Origin of the sequence: Polaribacter sargassicola, assembly GCF_021991835.1 — a bacterium.
Lineage (GTDB): Bacteria > Bacteroidota > Bacteroidia > Flavobacteriales > Flavobacteriaceae > Polaribacter > Polaribacter sargassicola.
The window spans coordinates 211,511-229,325 of the sequence record NZ_JAHDAU010000006.1 but is presented as its reverse complement, the minus strand read 5'-3'; the positions used below and the strand labels follow the sequence as shown (position 1 = coordinate 229,325).

Sequence of the window (17,815 nt, the reverse complement as noted above, 5' to 3'; positions counted from 1 at the left end):
CTTTTTAGGTTTTATAATTCTTTTTTATATAACCTAGAAGTTCCATCAAACTTATCTAAAATAATTTGAGCATTTCCGTAAATACTTATTTTACTTTTATCAGAAGCTTGAATCTTAATAATTTCTGAAGCTTGTACAGAAATATCACTATTGTCTTTTGTTGTAGAAAAGATGTTTTTTAAGTTCAAATCTTTTGCATCTAAATTACTTGATTCTGTTAAAATAGATTCTAAATATTGTGCATTTCCTTTAATATCAACTTTAGCACTGCCTTTCATAACAACGTTTAAAGTATCGGTTTTTATTAAAATATCAGAATTACTAGATTCATTTAAAGTTAAATTAACTTTATTACTTTCTATGTTAAGTTTAGATTTAGAAAGTAATTGAATTCTAGACTTATTATTATTAACAAAAGTAAAATTATCAGATTTTAAAGTTATATCTGCTTTAGCATAATCATTTATTTTAACTAAAATATCTGAAGTTTCTAGAGAATTTAGTGTCTCTATTTCTGCGTCATCAATTAGTTCTATTTCAGTTATAGGATTTTTATGAAAAATAGTAATTAATAATTTTTTACTTTCTCTAATTTTCTTAGTGGTAGAAATTGTAAGTGTTTTATTAATTACAGTAAAATCTATAACATCATGTATATTTTCATCTGTTTCAATTTCTACAGAAGATGTTTCTCCCTTTTGTAAAACAACTTTAAAACTATTTTTTATATATATTTTATTAAAGGAATCTAGTTCTGTTTTTTCAGTAGTAATATTTTTATTTCCTTTTATTTTTTCTTGACTTTGAACCAGATTAATAATAGAAAATAAAATAAGTGGTAAAATAATTTTATTTTTCATGTGGTTGTTTTTTTATTTAAAAAAAGAAAAACCATTTCAACAAAAAATATGAAATGGTTCTCTTTACTTTTATATTTATTAGAAAAATTATGCTAACATAGTAACAGGATTTTCTATAAATGTTTTTAAAGTTTGTAAAAATTGAGCACCAACAGCACCGTCAACAGTTCTGTGATCACAAGTTAAAGTTAAATTCATAGTATTTCCAACAACAATTTGTCCGTCTTTAACAACTGGTTTTTGTACAATTGCACCTACAGATAAAATTGCAGAATTTGGTTGGTTAATAATAGAGTTAAAGTTTTGAATACCAAACATACCCAAATTAGAAACAGTAAAAGTACTTCCTTGCATTTCAGCAGGACTTAATTTTTTGTTTCTAGCTTTACCAGCTAAATCTCTAACACCAGCACCAATTTGAGTTAAACTTAATGAATCTGTATGTTTAATTACTGGTACTAATAAACCATCTTCTACAGCAACAGCAACACCTACATGAATATGACTGTGATAAATTGTGTTAGCATCAGACCAAGATGTATTTACTTGTGGATGCTTCTTTAAAGCCATTGCACAAGCTTTAACTACCATATCATTAAAAGATACTTTAGTATCTGGAATTGCATTTATAGTTTTTCTAGAAGCCATTGCGTTATCCATATCTACTTCAATATTTAAACTGAAGTCTGGAGCAGTAAATTTAGAGTTACCTAAAGATTTAGCAATTGCTTTACGCATTTGAGAGTTTTTAACTTCTTCTGAGCTTTCTACGTTACCGGTAGAAACACTACTTGCAGTTGATGCAGTTGCTTCAACTTTAGCAGCAGGTGTATAGTTTTCTACATCTTTTTTAATGATTCTTCCGTTTTCACCAGAACCAGTAATGTCTGCTAAATTAAATCCTTTATCAGAAGCGATTTTTTTAGCAAGTGGAGAAGCAAATACACGTCCTCCTGTGTTAGTAGAAGTACTTGCAGCAGCAGCTGGTTTAGCTTCTTCTTTTTTAGCAGCAGCAGCAGCAGGCTTTGTTTCTTTCTTTTCTGGAGTTGCTTTAGCAGGTGCTTCATCAGATGTAGAAGCAGCTCCACCATTTGCAACAATTGCAGAAACATCAGTTCCAGCAGGTCCTATAATAGTTAATAAACTATCAACAGGAGCAGTTTCACCTTCTTGTACACCTATATATAAAATAGTACCTTCATAGAAACATTCAAATTCCATTGTAGCTTTGTCTGTTTCAATTTCAGCAAGCATTTCACCTTCTTCAACAGAATCTCCAACTTTCTTTAACCATGTTGCTACAGTACCATCAGTCATTGTATCACTTAAACGAGGCATAGTAATAACATGTACTCCATCAGGAATAGCCACTGAAGAAGATTCTTCAGAAGTTGTTTCTTCTTTTACTTCTTTTGTTTCTTCGGTTTTTGGAGTTTCTTCAGATGAAGATCCGTTTAAGATATCAGAAATATCTTCACCTTCTTCACCAATAACAGCTAATAATACATCTACAGGAGAAGTTTCACCTTCTTGAATACCAATATGTAATAAAGTTCCTTCATAGAAAGACTCAAATTCCATTGTAGCTTTATCAGTTTCAATTTCTGCTAAAATATCACCTTCTTCAACTTTATCTCCAACATTTTTTAACCATTTTGCCACAACACCTTCTTCCATAGTGTCGCTTAGTCTCGGCATATTTATAATTGTAGCCATATTTTACTTTATAAAAGGATAATCTTCTTGTTCATAAACCATATCGTACATTTGCTGAGTTTCTGGATACGGAGAGTCTTCTGCAAATTGTTCGCACTCTTTTACCATAGCCTTAACTTCTTTATCTATAGCAGCAATTTCTTCTGCAGTAGCGTACTCTTTTTCTTTAATAATATCTAGAACTTGAGTAATAGGATCTATTTTTTTATACTCTTCTACTTCATCTTTAGTTCTGTAGTGTTGAGCATCAGACATTGAGTGACCTCTATATCTATAAGTTTTCATTTCTAAGAAAGTTGGTCCATCACCACGTCTAGCTCTGTCTAAAGCTTCATCAATAGCTTCTGCAACTTTTATAGGATTCATAGCATCTACAGGTCCACAAGGCATTTCATAACCTAAACCAAGTTTCCAAATATCTGTATGGTTTGCTGTTCTTTCTACAGAAGTTCCCATTGCATATCCGTTATTTTCACAAATAAAGATTACTGGTAATTTCCATAACATAGCTAAGTTAAAAGCTTCGTGTAAAGAACCTTGTCTTGCAGCACCATCACCAAAACAAGTTAAGGTAACACCTCCTGTATTATTATATTTATCACCAAAAGCAATACCTGCACCTAATGGAATTTGACCACCAACAATACCATGTCCTCCGTAAAAACCAAATTCTTTAGAAAAAATATGCATAGAACCACCCATACCTTTAGATGTTCCGGTAGCTTTTCCGTATAATTCAGCCATAACACGTTTTGGATCTTCTCCCATACCAATTGGTTGAACATGATTCCTATAAGCAGTAATCATTTTATCCTTAGTTAAATCCATTGCATGCAATGCACCTGCTAAAATTGCCTCTTGTCCATTATATAAATGTAAGAAACCTCTAACTTTTTGTTGAATGTAAACAGAAGCAAGTTTGTCTTCGAACTTACGCCAAAAAAGCATGTCTTTGTACCAATCTAAATAGGTTTGTTTGGTGATTTTTTTCATTCTATTAATTATTGTTTGTTTAATGATTATTAATAAAGATAATAAAATAATCGTAATACAAAAATAGCTGTTTTATATAGAATAAAAAAGTAAGGGATTAAAAAATTTTAAGCTTTAAAATATTAAGTAGTTATTATTTATCTTTTGCAACAATTAATGTAGCCTTGGCATCTGTTGCTAAATTCCACTCGTTAGAAGAAATTAGTGTACCACTATCATTATAAACTTTAAAGGCAGCAGTGTTTGGTCCAGAGGTTCCTTGGTTTAATGCTTTAAAGGCAATTTTATTAATACCAACTTCTAATGGAATTGTAAATTTCTGATAATTTTGTTTGAGAACAATATTTACAACAACAGGTATGTCATTTACTAAAATGGTAACTCTATCACCATCAGGGTATTGGAAGTCTCTACAGATTATATGTATGCTTTTGGCAGAAGTTCTTATACTACCTAAATCTTGATCTATTTTTGGATAAATATATTGACCATTTATTTTTTTAAAAGATTTTAAAAATTTTTCTTCTCTTAATTTAGCTTGACTTATAATTCCTTTATTATTTAAGTTTTCTTCTTTTTGCTGTTGTTTTAATTTTTCATTTTCTTTATCAAAAGCATTTTTAAAACCATCTGTACCATTTATTTCTATAGAGTTTGGCTTCTTTACTTCTTTGGCACTGCTTAAAATAGTTGTTTTAACGGTTCCTTTTTTATCATTATTACCCGTATTAGTATCTAATTGTGCATTTATTTTAATAATTGAAAAAAAAATAAAAGGAATAATAAGAAGTTTTGTTTTTATTTTCATTTATAAATGATTTTTAAGTAATAATGTAACAAATATAATGCCGATTTTTAGGGAAGATGTTGCGGTTTTGTTAAAACTTATTTTATTTTATAGGAAAATTAAAATATTTTTTAGGAAAAGGTTCTTCTTTTAATGTAAAATGCCACCATTCATAATTATAGGGTTTAAATCCATTTTCTATCATTATTTGTCTTAAAAATAATCTATTTTCTTTTTCTTCTTTTTTTAAATTTTTATAAAATGTATGAGATTTTTCTCCAAAGAAATCATAAGGACTTCCCATATTTAATTCTTTTCCGGTTTTTAGATTTATAATAGTTAAATCTACTGTGCTACCTCTTGTGTGCCCAGATTTTGTTGCTATATAACCTTTTTTAAAAAGTTCGTTCTTAGGTGTATCAGGGTAAAATTCATTTTTCATTAATGTGTCTTTTAGATCTTTAGCCCAAACGACAAAATGATCTACAGCTTGTTGTGGTCTGTACGCATCAAATATTTTAAGACTAAGTTCTTTTTTTAATAAAATTTGTTGAATATTTTTTAGAGCCTGTGCTGTTTCTTTGGTAACAATAATCTTACTTTTGTAATAACCATTAATTGGCTTACCAATAAAATTATGATGACTTAAATATCGTAATTCTAGTTGAATAGATTTATCAATATCTGATAAATAAACAAAGCCATTTTCTAGCTTTTGAGAATAAGAAAATGTACTGAATAATATAAATAAAAGTATGATTGTTTTTTTCATACTTCAAAAATACATAAATTAAATGTTAATAATTAATCTTAGATTTTAATCATGGAAGAACTTTCACTTACTACACCAACTCTTTTATTTTCTGCAATTTCATTGATAATGTTAGCTTATACAAACCGTTTTTTAGCGTATGCAAGTGTAATTAGAAATTTGCATGATATTTATTTAGAAAAGAAAGATACTTCTATTTTAAGACAAATTAAGAACTTAAAAATGCGTTTGCAATTAACAAGATGGATGCAAGTTTTTGGTATTTCTAGCTTGTTGTTTTGCGTTGTAACCATGTTTTTAATTTATGTAAACTTTTTTACGATTGCCATTTGGGTATTTGGTTTAGCTTTAATTTTATTAATTATTTCTTTAGGGTTATTAATTAAAGAAATTCAGATTTCAACAGAAGCTTTACAACATCATATTGCAGATATAGAAGAACATTTAAAAAAGAAATAATTTAAATATAAATAAAAAAAGCATCAGATATTTCTGATGCTTTTTTTATTGTATAACTTTTTTTATTTACAACGAACTTGCATTAAAAGTATCACCTTGGTTAACATCTCCGGTATCAAAACCTTTTTTAAACCAACGCATTCTTTGTGCAGAAGTGCCATGAGTAAAAGAATCTGGTACAACTCTTCCGCTGTATTTTTCTTGTAAAAGATCATCTCCAGTTGCATGAGCGGCATTTAGAGCTTCTTCTAAATCTCCATCTTCCATTTGCATAGATTTGTTTACTTTTTGAAAATGATGTGCCCAAACGCCAGCATAAAAATCGGCTTGTAACTCTAACATTACAGAATATTTGTTGTATTCTGTTTGGCTAATTTGCCCACGTAAAGATTGTACTTTTTTATTAATGCCTGTAATTGTTTGTATGTGATGGCCAACTTCATGTGCAATTACATAAGCTTGAGCAAAATCTCCTGGAGCATTTAATTTTCTTCCCATTTCTTCAAAAAAACTTAAATCAATATAAAGTTTTTCATCACCGGGACAATAAAAAGGTCCTGTTGCACTTGTAGCACCGCCACAAGCAGAAGTTACAGATCCAGAAAAAAGAACTAAAGTAGGTTCTCTGTAATTAGGTATTATTTGTTTCCAAACATCTTCTGTATTTGCTAAAACGGTAGCACTAAAATCTGCCAATTCATTTTCTGAAGCTGTTCCTTTATAAGTTGATGTAGATTGAATTTGGTTGTTACCAGTAATAAAATTTAGTGGATTGTTACCTGTAAAATACATTACCGCTAATACAATACCAACTATAATTAATCCTTTTTTAGAAGTTACTAGCTTTAATAAAAGTCCAATAAGCATTGGGTTTAAGCCGCCACCAGAACTACTACCGCTAGAAGATGCGCCTCTTCTGTCTTCTATATTGCTACTTTTTCTATTTCCTTTCCATTTCATTATTAATATATTTAAAAAGTAAAATTATCTTTTTTTTCTGATAGAATTAAATTACAATTTTATTTAATTCTTTTAGATTGTGTAGAAAAGGATAAGCCTTGTTGTCCTTTAGTAGAATTCATAATTCCTTCAAATAATGGTTCTGGAGAATCTTTTGGGATTTTCCACTCGAAGATAAAATTAGAACCTGTTCCGCCTTCTTTATCAACTTCATCAATAATAATTTCTGTAGTTTCTAAAGGAGCTAAAAAAATAGTTTTATTAAAATAAGTACGAACAGATTTTCCTTTAGTATCAAAATATTCTGCTTTTAAAAGGTAAATTGTATCTGTGTCACTTGTATTTCTCATACTAACCATTGCGGTTAAACTATGTGTTTTGTGCTCGGATACGCTGTAGATTTGAGAGTAAATAGAAAGGTAAGATTTACCGTATTCTAAAGAATCTTTTAATTGTGTGGTTAAATGTCTTTTAGACCAAGTTTTAAAATCTGTAGAGCTAACTTCTTTGTCTTTATTACAAGCAAATATTAAAATACTGAATACAAAAAGTAGTATATATTTTTTCATCTTTGGTTTATAAAATGTAATAAATATAAAGTTTGATTAGTTTCAACGAATTTACTTGTTTTTATCTTTAAAATCAAAACTAAGCTAAAATTTTACGTTTATTTATCAGTTGCTATACCAAAGTATGTCCAAGTTACATTATCAGAAAAAGGATTACTCATAGAATGATATTCGCCTTGCTCAATAGTAATACAATCACCAGCAACTACAATCATTTTTTTATCATTAATAATAAATTCTGCTTTGCCAGTTTGTATGTAAAAAACTTCGTACATGGTATCGTGTTTATGCGTTTCTACTTCTTGTCCGGGTGTAAAAGTTGCAGAACCAAACATCATTAATTGTGGAACTTCACCTTTTTTGATAAACACCTTTTTTTTTATGGATTCATCATGACTTGTACCAATTTCGGGTAATTGACTTGTGTGAACTAGTTTCATTATATTTTTTTCTAAACTCTAATGTACGAAAATATTAAAGTCTTGAAGCGAAATTTTTTTATATTAAAAATTGAGGTTTACTTATTTTTAATGTAAATAATAAGCAATCTCAGGATAAAAGATTGTTCCGCTTTCCATAGCTAAAAAGAAAAAGTTTGTAAAGGCATAAAAATGCTCGTTTGGAGATTGTTCTTCAGGTTTTAAAAAATGGTCTTTTAAAGCTCTATGAGCTAAATGTGGAAATCCCCACATTTTATCTTTTTTATAAAGAAAAATACCATCCTTAACACTTAAAATTAGATTATGTTTATACTCTTGTTCAATATCATCGTCATAGACTTTATCAAAATTTATTTCAGAAAGATCAAAATTTAATTTTTCACAAATTAAAAAGCTAAAAATATTATCATAAATATTTCTTTTCAAATCAATTGAACCTATTAAGTTCATGTCTCTTTTTATAAATGATGGGTTATTTTCTGAAATATCATTTCTTAGTTTTTTATTTCTTGCTAATTTATTTAATGCTTTCTTAAATTCTGTTTTAGATAGATTAGACTTTACTTCTCCAACTCCTACGACTGTTTCTATTGGAAAAAAAGTTTGATTTTGGTTATCTTTAATCAAAGGAGTTGATTTAGAATCGTAAATGACTAAATCGCACTGAGAACTTATATTATCTTTAGGTGTAATTAAAAAACCGGTATTTATGGTTAATCTTTGAGGCATAATCATTTTTAAGAAAGGTAGTAATGTTCTTTCTCTGTAAGTTCCAAATTCACCAGGGTGGATTAATTTTTTTTTCTCATTATCATAAAATAGTTCATGAGAAGTATTTGAAAAAGAAGATTTAAAATTTTCAATTTCTGCATTTAATAGATTTTTAAATATTCTGTTTGCCATTGTATTTATGTTATGAGTATTTGGATTTACAAGTTAATTGTTTTTTAGTCTTAAAATAAAAAAAACCTCTCTGTTTTCACAAAGAGGTTTTGTATTTATTTGTGGTTTTACCACTATTTTATCAATTGGTAAGAACGTTTAATAAAGTTTGTTAAATCTTCACCATGTAAAAGGTTTTGAGATAACTTCGCTAAATCAAAAGCCTGAGAAATTAATCCTTTTTGAGCTTCAGCGTCTTTTGTATTTAAAATTTCTGAAACTAACGGGCTGTTTGTATTTACAACTAAATTGTACATGTCTGGGAAATTACCCATTCCCATCATTCCGCCACCACCAGAAGCTTGCATTTCTTTCATTCTACGCATAAATTCTGGTACAGTAATTAAGAAAGGCGAGGCATCAGAATCCATAGCTTCTAATTGCACTGTATAAGATTTAGAGTTTACAGCACTTTCTATAATTGGCTTTAAAGTTTCTTTTTCTTCATCAGATAATTTAGAAATTACGTTATCGTCTTTCTTAATTAAATTATCAATAAAATCAGCATCTACTCTTGTAAACTTCACTTTAGCATCTCCACTTTCTAATTTTTGCATTAAATGCGAAATAATAGGAGAGTCTAACAACAATACTTCGTAACCTTTTGCAGTAGCATCTTGTATATAACTATGTTGCGCTTCTTTGCTAGCTGTGTATAAAATAACATGATTACCATCTTTATCTGTCTGAGAATCTTTTGTTTTTTCAATTAATTCATCAAAAGTGAAAAAAGTATCTGCAACTGTTGGGTATAAAGCAAACTTTTTAGCTTTATCGAAGAATTTATCTTCAGACAACATTCCGTATTCGATAATTACTTTGATGTCGTTCCATTTTTGCTCAAAATCTGCTCTGTCTTTTTTAAATAAAGAAGATAATTTATCTGCTACTTTTTTAGTGATGTAACCAGATATTTTTTTAACAGCTCCGTCTGCTTGTAAGTAAGAACGAGAAACGTTTAATGGAATGTCTGGAGAATCGATAACACCTTTTAACATTTGTAAAAAGTCTGGTACAATTCCTTCTACATTATCTGTTACAAAAACTTGGTTTTGATACAATTGGATTTTATCCTTTTGCATATCCATGTTTTGAGATAATTTAGGGAAGAATAAAATACCTGTTAAGTTAAAAGGATAATCTACATTTAAATGGATGTGAAATAAAGACTCTTCAAATTGCATTGGATACAATTCTCTGTAGAAGTTTTTATAATCTTCATCATTTAAATCTGCAGGCGCTTTTGTCCAAGCAGGATCTGTGTTGTTGATGATGTTATCAACTGTAATTTGTTTATGAGGTTCTGTAGTTTCTTTACCATCTGCATCTTTAGTAGTTGCTGGTGTAAACTCTGGATCGTTAATTTCTTTTGTTCCAAATTTAATTGGCACTTGGTTAAAACGATTGTATTTTGTTAATAAACCTTCAATTTTACTATCTTCTAAAAATTCTAAAGAATCTTCTGCAACGTGTAAAATAATTTCAGTTCCTCTGTCAGATTTATCATGTTCTACTAAAGTATATTCAGGAGAACCATCACAAGTCCAATGTGCAGCAGGTTCATCTTTAAAAGACTTTGTAATAATTTCTACTTTATCAGCCACCATAAAAGCAGAGTAAAAACCAAGACCAAAATGCCCAATAATTCCTGCTTCGTTGTCTTTATATTTGTCTAAAAATTCTTCAGCTCCAGAAAAAGCAATTTGGTTGATGTACTTTTCAACCTCATCGGCTGTCATTCCTAAACCTTGATCTTTTATTGTAATTGTTTTAGCATCTTTATCAATACTAACTTCAATTTTAACGTCTCCTAGTTCAGTTTTAGCTTCACCAATAGAGATTAAATGTTTTAATTTAGAGGTAGCATCTGTTCCGTTAGAAATTAACTCACGTAAAAAGATTTCGTGATCAGAATACAAGAATTTTTTAATCAGTGGAAAAATATTTTCTACCGATACATTAATGTTTCCTTTTGCCATTTTTATATATGTTTTGTTTATTTATTATAACTGATTATTTATTAGTCAAAAAAAATACCAAACATTTTTTTGTGACAAGATGACATTTTTAGTGACATAAAAAGACTATATTTATAATAGAATATCTATATTAATAGTGATATATAAATTCTTTAAAAGAAGTTTAAATTAATGGAACAACTTAAAGATACATTAAATTTAGAAGCGATTACAGCTATTTTTAATGCTCAAAAAGAAAATCAATTTGCAGTAGCAAATCAACCTATAAAAGAAAGAAAAAAGAAATTAATAGCATTAAAAAAAGCGGTAGCAATTACTTATAGAAAAGCAATTGCAGAAGCGCTTTATAAAGATATGCGCAAACCAAAAGCAGAAGTAGATTTAACAGAAATATACCCAATAACAAGTGAGATTAAACACACTATAAAACACTTAAATTCTTGGACCGATAATGATAAAGTTAGTACGCCTTTTGCTTTTTTTGGTACTACTTCTTACATAAAATATGAACCTAAGGGAGTTTGTTTAATAATTTCTCCATGGAATTTTCCTGTAAACCTAACTTTTGCACCTTTAATAAGTGCAATAGCTGCTGGTAATACGGTTATTTTAAAACCTTCGGAAATGACGCCTCATATTTCTAAGGTGATGAAAACAATAGTGAGTTCAATTTTTAAAGAAAACGAAGTTGTTTTAATTGAAGGAGCAGTGCAAACATCTACAGATTTGTTGTCGCTACCTTTTAATCATATCTTTTTTACAGGATCTCCAGCAATAGGAAAAGTAGTAATGTCTGCCGCAGCAAAACATTTAACATCGGTAACTTTAGAGTTGGGAGGGAAATCACCAACAATTGTAGATGAAACTGCAAACATAAAAACCACAGCAAAAAGAATTGCTGTTGGTAAGTTTACAAATGCAGGGCAAATTTGTATTGCGCCAGATTATATATACGTACACAAATCCAAAGAAAAAGAATTAATAGAGGAATTTAAAAAGGTGCTTAAAGCATTTTATGAAAATGATGCTAATGAATCTGATAGTTATTCTTGTATTGTAAATAAAAATCATAAAAATAGACTTTCGGGGATTATTAAAGATGCAATAGAACATGGAGCAAGTATTTCTTATGGAGGGAAAATTAATGATGAAACAAATGTTATAGAACCAACTATTTTAACAAATGTAAATATGGGTTCTAAGGTAATGCAAGAGGAAATTTTTGGACCCATTTTACCAATTATTACGTTTACAGAAATTGATGAGGTAATCGATACTATCAACCAAAAAGAAAAACCATTAGCTTTATATGTGTATAGCAGTAAGAAAAAAAATATAAAATACATTTTAAACAATACAAGGGCAGGAGGTTCTTGTATTAATAACAACGCAATTCATTTCTATAATAATAATTTACCTTTTGGAGGGTCTAACAATAGCGGAATAGGTAAGTCTCATGGTTTTTTTGGTTTTCAAGAGTTTTCTAATGCTAGAGGTGTTTTAAAACAATTTATGCCAGGAGCTTTGGATTTATTAGCACCTCCGTACACTAATCTTAAAGAAAAAATTATCAATTTTACAATTAAGTGGTTGTAAATTATTAATTGAATTAAATAATAGTTTTTAAAAGAATCTATTTTGTTATTTTAATAAAATAATAGATTTTGTTGGCAAGTTAAATTATTGCTATTTTAGCTATTCTAAACTTAATAAAAAAGATAAAAATTACAATATGTACAATTCTAAAATAACCGGTCTTGGTCATTATGTTCCTGAAAATGTGGTTACTAATAATGATTTAAAGGAGTTTATGGATACTTCTGATGAATGGATTCAAGAAAGAACAGGAATTAAAGAAAGAAGATGGATTGACCCAAAGACAGAAGATACTACCGCAGTTATGGGAGTAAAAGCTGCTAGAATTGCCATAGAAAAAGCAGGATTAACAAAAGATGATATAGATTTTATTGTTTTTGCAACTTTAAGTCCAGATATGTATTTTCCTGGAGGAGGAGTACAAGTGCAAGAAATGTTAGATATGCCAACAATTGGAGCTCTAGATATACGTAACCAATGTTCTGGTTTTATTTATGCAATGTCTGTAGCAGATCAATTTATAAAAACAGGAATGTATAAAAATGTTTTGGTAATTGGTTCTGAAAATCATTCTGGAGGATTAGATAAATCTACAAGAGGTAGAAATGTTTCAGTTATTTTTGGTGATGGTGCAGGAGCAGCAGTTTTGTCTAGAAGTGAAGAAGAAGGAAAAGGAATTTTATCTTCTCATTTACATTCTGAAGGAAAACATGCTAAAGAATTAGCTTTATTGGGGCCATCAACCGGTAAATGGGTTCCAGAAATTTTAGAAAAAAATGATCCGGATGATGTTTCGTATTTTCCTTATATGAATGGTCAGTTTGTATTTAAGCATGCAGTTACTCGTTTCTCTGAAGCAATTATAGAAGGTTTGGCGGCTAATAATTTACAAAAAGAAGATATTAGTATGTTAATACCACATCAAGCAAATTTACGTATTGCACAGTTTATTCAGAAAAAGTTTCAATTATCTGATGATAAAGTTTTTAACAATATTCAAAAATATGGAAACACAACTGCTGCTTCTGTAATTATTGCTTTAACAGAAGCTTTTGAGGAAGGTAAAATTAAAGATAATGATTTAGTAGTTTTAGCTGCTTTTGGTAGTGGATTTACTTGGGGATCTGTAATTATACGTTGGTAATAAATTTTATTAATTATTTAATTTGATATAAAAATACTACAATTTGTAGTATTTTTTTTATGAGTTATTTTAAGGTTAAAATGTTAATTAAAAGTTAATAAATTTTTATATTTGTAATAATTAGATTAAAAAATAAAAATAAATGAAAAAATTAACATTAGTTGTTGGAGCATCTAAAAATCCAAATAGATATTCTAACATAGCAATTAGAAGATTAATAGAAAAAGAAATTGCTGTGGTTGCTTTAGGAAAAAGAAAAGGAAAAGTTTTTAATGTTGTTATTGAAAATGAAAAGAAAGATTATAAAAATATAGATACTGTTACCATATATTTAAGTCCTAAAAATCAAATAGAATATTATAAATATATAATTTCTTTAAATCCTAAGAGAGTAATTTTTAATCCAGGAGCTGAAAATGCTGAGTTTATAGAATTATTAAGAGTAAGTAAAATACCTGTAGAAGTTGCTTGTACCTTGGTGTTATTGAGTACAAATGAATATTAAAAGAAGTAAATTGAATTAGCGGATGTTAATTTTCTTTTTCAAAATATTGTAAATTCTAATAAAATCACTTTTGTTTATTAGAAAATGCCAATTCAATTTACTAGTAAGGCAAAAATACTTTAAGAAAGAATACTATACAATACTCATTAATGAGTATTTATTGGTAAATTTTTTTAAATTAAACTTAAATTATTTTTAAAATAATTAAGTAGTTCGTAGGTAGAACTTAAACCTAATTTCTTTAAAATATTTCTTCTGTGTGTGTCTACAGTGTGTTTGCTAATATTTAAGCTTTTAGCAATACTGTTACTCGTTTGATTAGCAAGTAGTAAGCGAATAATATCTCTTTCTCTGTTGCTAATAGCATTTAAAAGACCTTCACTAGAAATGTTTTTATAAAATAAGGTTTCATATTCATTTTTAGAATTTAAATACTTTGCTGTAGCACAAATATCCATATTTAAATTACCATCTAAAACAGTGTAATGTGCTAAACCTATAATGGGTTTTTCTTGTGCATCAAATTGTAAAGGAGTTGTATTTTGAATAATTGTAATGTATTCTCCTGCGTGGTTTTTTATTCTATAGTTCCAAGTATAACTCATTTTCTTACGCATTACATCATCTAGTTCATTCATTGTAAAAGTCATAAGACTTTTTAAGCAAGTTAGCCAAGGTTGTAAATCATCAGGATGAAAAAGAGACCAAAAATAGTCCATACCACCATTATTTAAATTTTCTTTAGGTATGCCTGTACATGCGGTAAAGTTTTTACTGATGTATTCAAACCTTTGAGAAGCAGTATTGGTAATACAAAAGAAAGTAGTATTGTAGGGATAATAAAAATCAAGTTCAATTAATTTTCTAATATGTTCTTTAATCTCTACCTCTGGGTATGTATTAAAAATTTCATTATAAATAGCGTTGATGTTTATTGGCTCCAAATTAAAAAAGGTTAATTATACATTAAAAATTTTTCCTGGTTCTGCTAAGTCTGTATTTTTAAAAACTTCTTGTGCTTCTTCTTTAAAGATATTTATATCTTTATATCTACCCGAATAATGACCAATAATTAATTGATTTACATTTGCTGCTTTTGCAATTTTAGCTGCTTCTACCGTAGTAGAGTGTTTAGTTTTTTTTGCAAGATCTTCTCTATCTGCTAAAAAAGTAGCTTCATGGTATAGTAAATCAGTATCTTTTATTATAGATACAATATCTGGTTTATAACACGTGTCACTACAAAAAGCAAAACTCAACGGCTTTTTGGGCGGTAAAGTAAGTTCTGTATTTGCAACTACTTCACCAGAAGGCAAAGTAATATCTTTACCAGCTTTTATGTTTAAATAATCAGCTTTATCAATTTCTGGATAACCACTAAGATTTAACATGTTTAGTTTTTTGGATTTTTCTTTTTCTTTAAATAGATAACCGTTTGTGTAAACTCTATGCTCTAGAGGTATTGTTCTTACAGAAACTTTATCGTCTTCAAAAATAAGTTCACTTTCTTTAGAAGATAATTCATGAAAAATTATTTGATATTTTGCATGAGATTGAGAAATTTTTAATTGTAATAAAGTTACTTCTTTAATGCCTTTAGGACCATAAATATGGAGCTCTTTTTCTCTATTTAAAATTCCGTAAGTAGATAACAATCCAACCAAACCATAAAAATGATCACCATGTAAATGAGAAATAAAAATGTGGTTTATTTTAGAAAAACCTACTTTATATTTTCTCATTTGACGTTGTGTGCCTTCTCCGCAATCAATTAAAAAATGATTGTTATTAATTTGTAAATATTGAGAAGTAGGAAAGGCATTTGCACGCGGTGTTGCAGAATGACAACCTAAAATTGTTAGTTGAATGCTCATGTTTATTTAATAACTAACCTTTTAGAAATTACCTTTTTTTTATCTTGAATGCTATAAATATACATACCAGATGGCAAATTATCTTTGTAAAAAGAAATACTATTTTTCCCCTTTAAGGTTTTAATATTTTTTTTAAAAACAGTTTTACCTAAAACATTTTTTACTGTAAAAAAAACTTCGCCTGTTGTTGTAGAGGTATAGGTTATTTTAGTTGAATTGGTAAAAGGATTTGGACTTGCAGATAAAACATTAATAGATTTTTCTTGAGAAAAACCTATTTGTGCAATCGTTAAGAATAAAATAAAAAGTAATTTTTTTACCATATAATTGGCTGTTTTAAAATCCTAATTCCCTCTCCATATTTTCCATATCTATAATATCTATAGCTTCTTGTAATGTTGGTGTAATATTAAAGTTTTCAGGAAAATCGTCTATGTTAATATTATTATATATAACAACAAAAGACGTGCCGTTTTGTTTTTTTTCTTCAGCTATATTCAAAAATAATAAAAATTCTTCATTAGAAATGTTAATATTATTAGAAATGTGAATTATTAAGTGTTCTTTAGTTAATTTTTTTTCTTCTATTAAGAAAGAATTATAAAAATCAGAAAAAGAGTTTTCATCACTATTAATTAGTGTATATGTTTCTTTTTTATCTATTTGCATACTATTACCTTTTAATTTGTTGTGCTAGTAAATAGATAGCAGCCATTCTAACAGCAACTCCATTTTCTACTTGGTTTAGTATTATTGATTGATCAGAATCTGCTACATCACTTGTAATTTCTACACCACGGTTTATTGGTCCTGGATGCATGATTACAATTTTTTTATCAAGGTTGTCTAAAATTTCTTGATTGATACCAAAAAGTTGTGTGTATTCTCTAGTAGAAGGAAAATATTTAATATCCATTCTTTCGTGTTGTACACGTAAAACATTGGCTACATCACACCATTCTAGTGCTTTTTTTAGGTTTGTTTCAACTTCTACGCCTAAACTAGAAATGTATTTTGGTATTAAAGTTGTTGGCCCACAAACTTTAACTTTAGCACCTTGTAGTTGTAATGCAAATATATTAGATAATGCAACTCTAGAGTGTAAAACATCACCTACAATAACAATTTTTTTACCTTTTACAGATCCTAATTTTTCTCTAATAGAATAAGAATCTAAAAGAGCTTGTGTTGGGTGCTCATGTGTTCCATCACCAGCATTTATAATTTTTGCATCTACATGTTTAGATAAAAAAACTCCAGCACCAACACTTGCGTGTCTCATTACAACAATATCTACTTTCATAGCTAAAATGTTGTTAACGGTATCTATTAAAGTTTCTCCTTTTTTTACAGAAGATTGTCCTGCAGAAAAGTTAATAACATCAGCAGATAGTCTTTTTTCTGCTAATTCAAAACTAAGTTTTGTTCGCGTACTGTTTTCAAAAAACAAGTTAGCAATTGTTATATCTCTTAGAGAAGGTACTTTTTTAATAGGTCTGTTAATTACCTCTTTAAAATGGTCTGCAGTTTTAAAAATAAGGTCAATATCAGTTTCTTTTAGATATTTTATTCCCAATAAATGTTCTACACTTAATTTTGACATAATTACTTAGGTTCTATATAAACTGCGTCTTTTTTCTGTGTTTCTGTCCAAGTTACTAAAACTTTTTCATCATTAATAGCATCTACTTGTCTTCCTCTGTAATTAGGTTGTATAGGTAAATGTCTGCTAAAACGTCTGTCAATTAATACTAATAATTCTATATTTTCGGGTCTTCCGTAAGATTGCATTGCAGTTAATGCTGCTCTTACACTTCTTCCAGAATACAAAACATCGTCAATAATTACTACATTTTTTCCTTCAACTAAAAAATCCATTTTAGATGCAGTTGCCGCTAAAGGCTCATCTCTTCTTCTAAAATCGTCTCTAAAAAAAGTAATATCTAAAAGCCCTAATTGTAGGTCTTTTATTTGATATTCATTTTTTAATAAATCTGCCAATCTATTAGCTAAAAAGCTACCTCTTGGCTGTAAACCTATTAAAACGGTATTAGAAAAATCGTTATGATTTTCGATTAACTGGCATGCCAATCGATGTAAAATTATTTCAATATCTTTTGAGTTAAGTAAGGTTTTTTTGCTCATAAGAAAGCTATCAATTTAGTTTGATAGTTATTGAAAATCAAAATTACTGCAAATAAATGTATATGCAAAATTTA

At 28.5% G+C, this 17,815-nt stretch carries 20 protein-coding genes; 4 read left to right on the top strand and 16 right to left on the bottom strand.

All coding sequences use genetic code 11. The features are described from left to right. Positions 1-11 precede the first annotated feature (11 nt). From KI686_RS11535 to KI686_RS11515, 5 genes are all read right to left on the bottom strand, one after another. Positions 12-860 (bottom strand): GIN domain-containing protein, encoded by an 849-nt coding sequence (locus tag KI686_RS11535; protein ID WP_237589464.1) that lies wholly within the window; start codon positions 858-860, stop codon positions 12-14. An 87-nt stretch (positions 861-947) separates the two neighbouring features. Further along, positions 948-2,576 carry a dihydrolipoyl dehydrogenase family protein gene (locus KI686_RS11530; protein WP_237589463.1) on the bottom strand — a complete coding sequence of 543 codons (1,629 nt, stop codon included), beginning with the start codon at positions 2,574-2,576 and terminating at the stop codon, positions 948-950. Between the two features lie 3 nt (positions 2,577-2,579). Continuing rightward, on the bottom strand, positions 2,580-3,569 hold the full coding sequence (gene pdhA / locus KI686_RS11525; protein ID WP_237589462.1) for a pyruvate dehydrogenase (acetyl-transferring) E1 component subunit alpha: 990 nt from the start codon (positions 3,567-3,569) through the stop codon (positions 2,580-2,582). 133 nt (positions 3,570-3,702) lie between these two features. Further along, positions 3,703-4,377, bottom strand: coding sequence for a hypothetical protein (locus KI686_RS11520; RefSeq protein WP_237589461.1), 675 nt, complete (start codon positions 4,375-4,377; stop codon positions 3,703-3,705). A gap of 82 nt (positions 4,378-4,459) precedes the next feature. Next, on the bottom strand, positions 4,460-5,128 hold the full coding sequence (locus KI686_RS11515) for a M15 family metallopeptidase (RefSeq protein WP_237589460.1): 669 nt from the start codon (positions 5,126-5,128) through the stop codon (positions 4,460-4,462). Positions 5,129-5,179: 51 nt separating this feature from the next. On the opposite strand from KI686_RS11515, the gene KI686_RS11510 reads away from it, so the two are divergent. Then, on the top strand, positions 5,180-5,587 hold the full coding sequence (locus tag KI686_RS11510) for a DUF2721 domain-containing protein (RefSeq protein WP_237589459.1): 408 nt from the start codon (positions 5,180-5,182) through the stop codon (positions 5,585-5,587). A 66-nt stretch (positions 5,588-5,653) separates the two neighbouring features. On the opposite strand, the gene ypfJ is transcribed toward KI686_RS11510, so the two are convergent. From ypfJ to htpG, 5 genes are all read right to left on the bottom strand, one after another. Then, entirely contained in the window at positions 5,654-6,547 is an 894-nt protein-coding gene (gene ypfJ / locus KI686_RS11505; RefSeq protein WP_237589458.1) for a KPN_02809 family neutral zinc metallopeptidase, read from the bottom strand. Between the two features lie 59 nt (positions 6,548-6,606). Next, a complete protein-coding gene (locus tag KI686_RS11500) occupies positions 6,607-7,116 on the bottom strand; it encodes a DUF3124 domain-containing protein (RefSeq protein ID WP_237589457.1) in 510 nt (169 codons plus the stop codon). 98 nt (positions 7,117-7,214) lie between these two features. Next, positions 7,215-7,556 (bottom strand): cupin domain-containing protein, encoded by a 342-nt coding sequence (locus tag KI686_RS11495; protein ID WP_237589456.1) that lies wholly within the window; start codon positions 7,554-7,556, stop codon positions 7,215-7,217. Positions 7,557-7,643: 87 nt separating this feature from the next. After that, a complete protein-coding gene (locus tag KI686_RS11490; RefSeq protein ID WP_237589455.1) occupies positions 7,644-8,459 on the bottom strand; it encodes a DUF6602 domain-containing protein in 816 nt (271 codons plus the stop codon). Positions 8,460-8,572: 113 nt separating this feature from the next. After that, positions 8,573-10,477 carry a molecular chaperone HtpG gene (htpG, locus tag KI686_RS11485; RefSeq protein ID WP_237589454.1) on the bottom strand — a complete coding sequence of 635 codons (1,905 nt, stop codon included), beginning with the start codon at positions 10,475-10,477 and terminating at the stop codon, positions 8,573-8,575. Positions 10,478-10,648: 171 nt separating this feature from the next. On the opposite strand from htpG, the gene KI686_RS11480 reads away from it, so the two are divergent. From KI686_RS11480 to KI686_RS11470, 3 genes are all read left to right on the top strand, one after another. Then, positions 10,649-12,073, top strand: a complete 1,425-nt coding sequence (locus KI686_RS11480) for an aldehyde dehydrogenase family protein (protein ID WP_237589453.1) — start codon at positions 10,649-10,651, stop codon at positions 12,071-12,073. A 136-nt stretch (positions 12,074-12,209) separates the two neighbouring features. Further along, positions 12,210-13,217, top strand: a complete 1,008-nt coding sequence (locus KI686_RS11475; protein ID WP_237589452.1) for a 3-oxoacyl-ACP synthase III family protein — start codon at positions 12,210-12,212, stop codon at positions 13,215-13,217. Positions 13,218-13,359: 142 nt separating this feature from the next. After that, on the top strand, positions 13,360-13,722 hold the full coding sequence (locus KI686_RS11470) for a CoA-binding protein (protein ID WP_237589451.1): 363 nt from the start codon (positions 13,360-13,362) through the stop codon (positions 13,720-13,722). A 173-nt stretch (positions 13,723-13,895) separates the two neighbouring features. Here KI686_RS11470 and KI686_RS11465 read toward each other — a convergent pair whose 3' ends face one another. From KI686_RS11465 to pyrR, 6 genes are read right to left on the bottom strand one after another with little or no spacing between them, the layout of a single operon-like run. Beyond that, positions 13,896-14,666 (bottom strand): LuxR C-terminal-related transcriptional regulator, encoded by a 771-nt coding sequence (locus KI686_RS11465; protein WP_237589450.1) that lies wholly within the window; start codon positions 14,664-14,666, stop codon positions 13,896-13,898. A 15-nt stretch (positions 14,667-14,681) separates the two neighbouring features. After that, on the bottom strand, positions 14,682-15,596 hold the full coding sequence (locus KI686_RS11460) for a ribonuclease Z (protein WP_237589449.1): 915 nt from the start codon (positions 15,594-15,596) through the stop codon (positions 14,682-14,684). Between the two features lie 2 nt (positions 15,597-15,598). Then, positions 15,599-15,919 (bottom strand): T9SS type A sorting domain-containing protein, encoded by a 321-nt coding sequence (locus KI686_RS11455; RefSeq protein WP_237589448.1) that lies wholly within the window; start codon positions 15,917-15,919, stop codon positions 15,599-15,601. Between the two features lie 13 nt (positions 15,920-15,932). Next, positions 15,933-16,265, bottom strand: a complete 333-nt coding sequence (locus KI686_RS11450; protein ID WP_237589447.1) for a hypothetical protein — start codon at positions 16,263-16,265, stop codon at positions 15,933-15,935. 4 nt (positions 16,266-16,269) lie between these two features. Continuing rightward, a complete protein-coding gene (locus KI686_RS11445) occupies positions 16,270-17,199 on the bottom strand; it encodes an aspartate carbamoyltransferase catalytic subunit (RefSeq protein ID WP_237589446.1) in 930 nt (309 codons plus the stop codon). Positions 17,200-17,201: 2 nt separating this feature from the next. Continuing rightward, positions 17,202-17,741 (bottom strand): bifunctional pyr operon transcriptional regulator/uracil phosphoribosyltransferase PyrR, encoded by a 540-nt coding sequence (pyrR, locus tag KI686_RS11440; RefSeq protein WP_237589445.1) that lies wholly within the window; start codon positions 17,739-17,741, stop codon positions 17,202-17,204. Positions 17,742-17,815 lie beyond the last annotated feature (74 nt).

Coding starts and splice junctions, on each gene's coding strand:
- KI686_RS11535 (WP_237589464.1), bottom strand. CDS start 860: ATGAAAAATAAAATTATTTTACCACTTATTTTATTTTCTATTATTAAT.
- KI686_RS11530 (WP_237589463.1), bottom strand. CDS start 2,576: ATGGCTACAATTATAAATATGCCGAGACTAAGCGACACTATGGAAGAA.
- pdhA (WP_237589462.1), bottom strand. CDS start 3,569: ATGAAAAAAATCACCAAACAAACCTATTTAGATTGGTACAAAGACATG.
- KI686_RS11520 (WP_237589461.1), bottom strand. CDS start 4,377: ATGAAAATAAAAACAAAACTTCTTATTATTCCTTTTATTTTTTTTTCA.
- KI686_RS11515 (WP_237589460.1), bottom strand. CDS start 5,128: ATGAAAAAAACAATCATACTTTTATTTATATTATTCAGTACATTTTCT.
- KI686_RS11510 (WP_237589459.1), top strand. CDS start 5,180: ATGGAAGAACTTTCACTTACTACACCAACTCTTTTATTTTCTGCAATT.
- ypfJ (WP_237589458.1), bottom strand. CDS start 6,547: ATGAAATGGAAAGGAAATAGAAAAAGTAGCAATATAGAAGACAGAAGA.
- KI686_RS11500 (WP_237589457.1), bottom strand. CDS start 7,116: ATGAAAAAATATATACTACTTTTTGTATTCAGTATTTTAATATTTGCT.
- KI686_RS11495 (WP_237589456.1), bottom strand. CDS start 7,556: ATGAAACTAGTTCACACAAGTCAATTACCCGAAATTGGTACAAGTCAT.
- KI686_RS11490 (WP_237589455.1), bottom strand. CDS start 8,459: ATGGCAAACAGAATATTTAAAAATCTATTAAATGCAGAAATTGAAAAT.
- htpG (WP_237589454.1), bottom strand. CDS start 10,477: ATGGCAAAAGGAAACATTAATGTATCGGTAGAAAATATTTTTCCACTG.
- KI686_RS11480 (WP_237589453.1), top strand. CDS start 10,649: ATGGAACAACTTAAAGATACATTAAATTTAGAAGCGATTACAGCTATT.
- KI686_RS11475 (WP_237589452.1), top strand. CDS start 12,210: ATGTACAATTCTAAAATAACCGGTCTTGGTCATTATGTTCCTGAAAAT.
- KI686_RS11470 (WP_237589451.1), top strand. CDS start 13,360: ATGAAAAAATTAACATTAGTTGTTGGAGCATCTAAAAATCCAAATAGA.
- KI686_RS11460 (WP_237589449.1), bottom strand. CDS start 15,596: ATGAGCATTCAACTAACAATTTTAGGTTGTCATTCTGCAACACCGCGT.
- KI686_RS11455 (WP_237589448.1), bottom strand. CDS start 15,919: ATGGTAAAAAAATTACTTTTTATTTTATTCTTAACGATTGCACAAATA.
- KI686_RS11450 (WP_237589447.1), bottom strand. CDS start 16,265: ATGCAAATAGATAAAAAAGAAACATATACACTAATTAATAGTGATGAA.
- KI686_RS11445 (WP_237589446.1), bottom strand. CDS start 17,199: ATGTCAAAATTAAGTGTAGAACATTTATTGGGAATAAAATATCTAAAA.
- pyrR (WP_237589445.1), bottom strand. CDS start 17,741: ATGAGCAAAAAAACCTTACTTAACTCAAAAGATATTGAAATAATTTTA.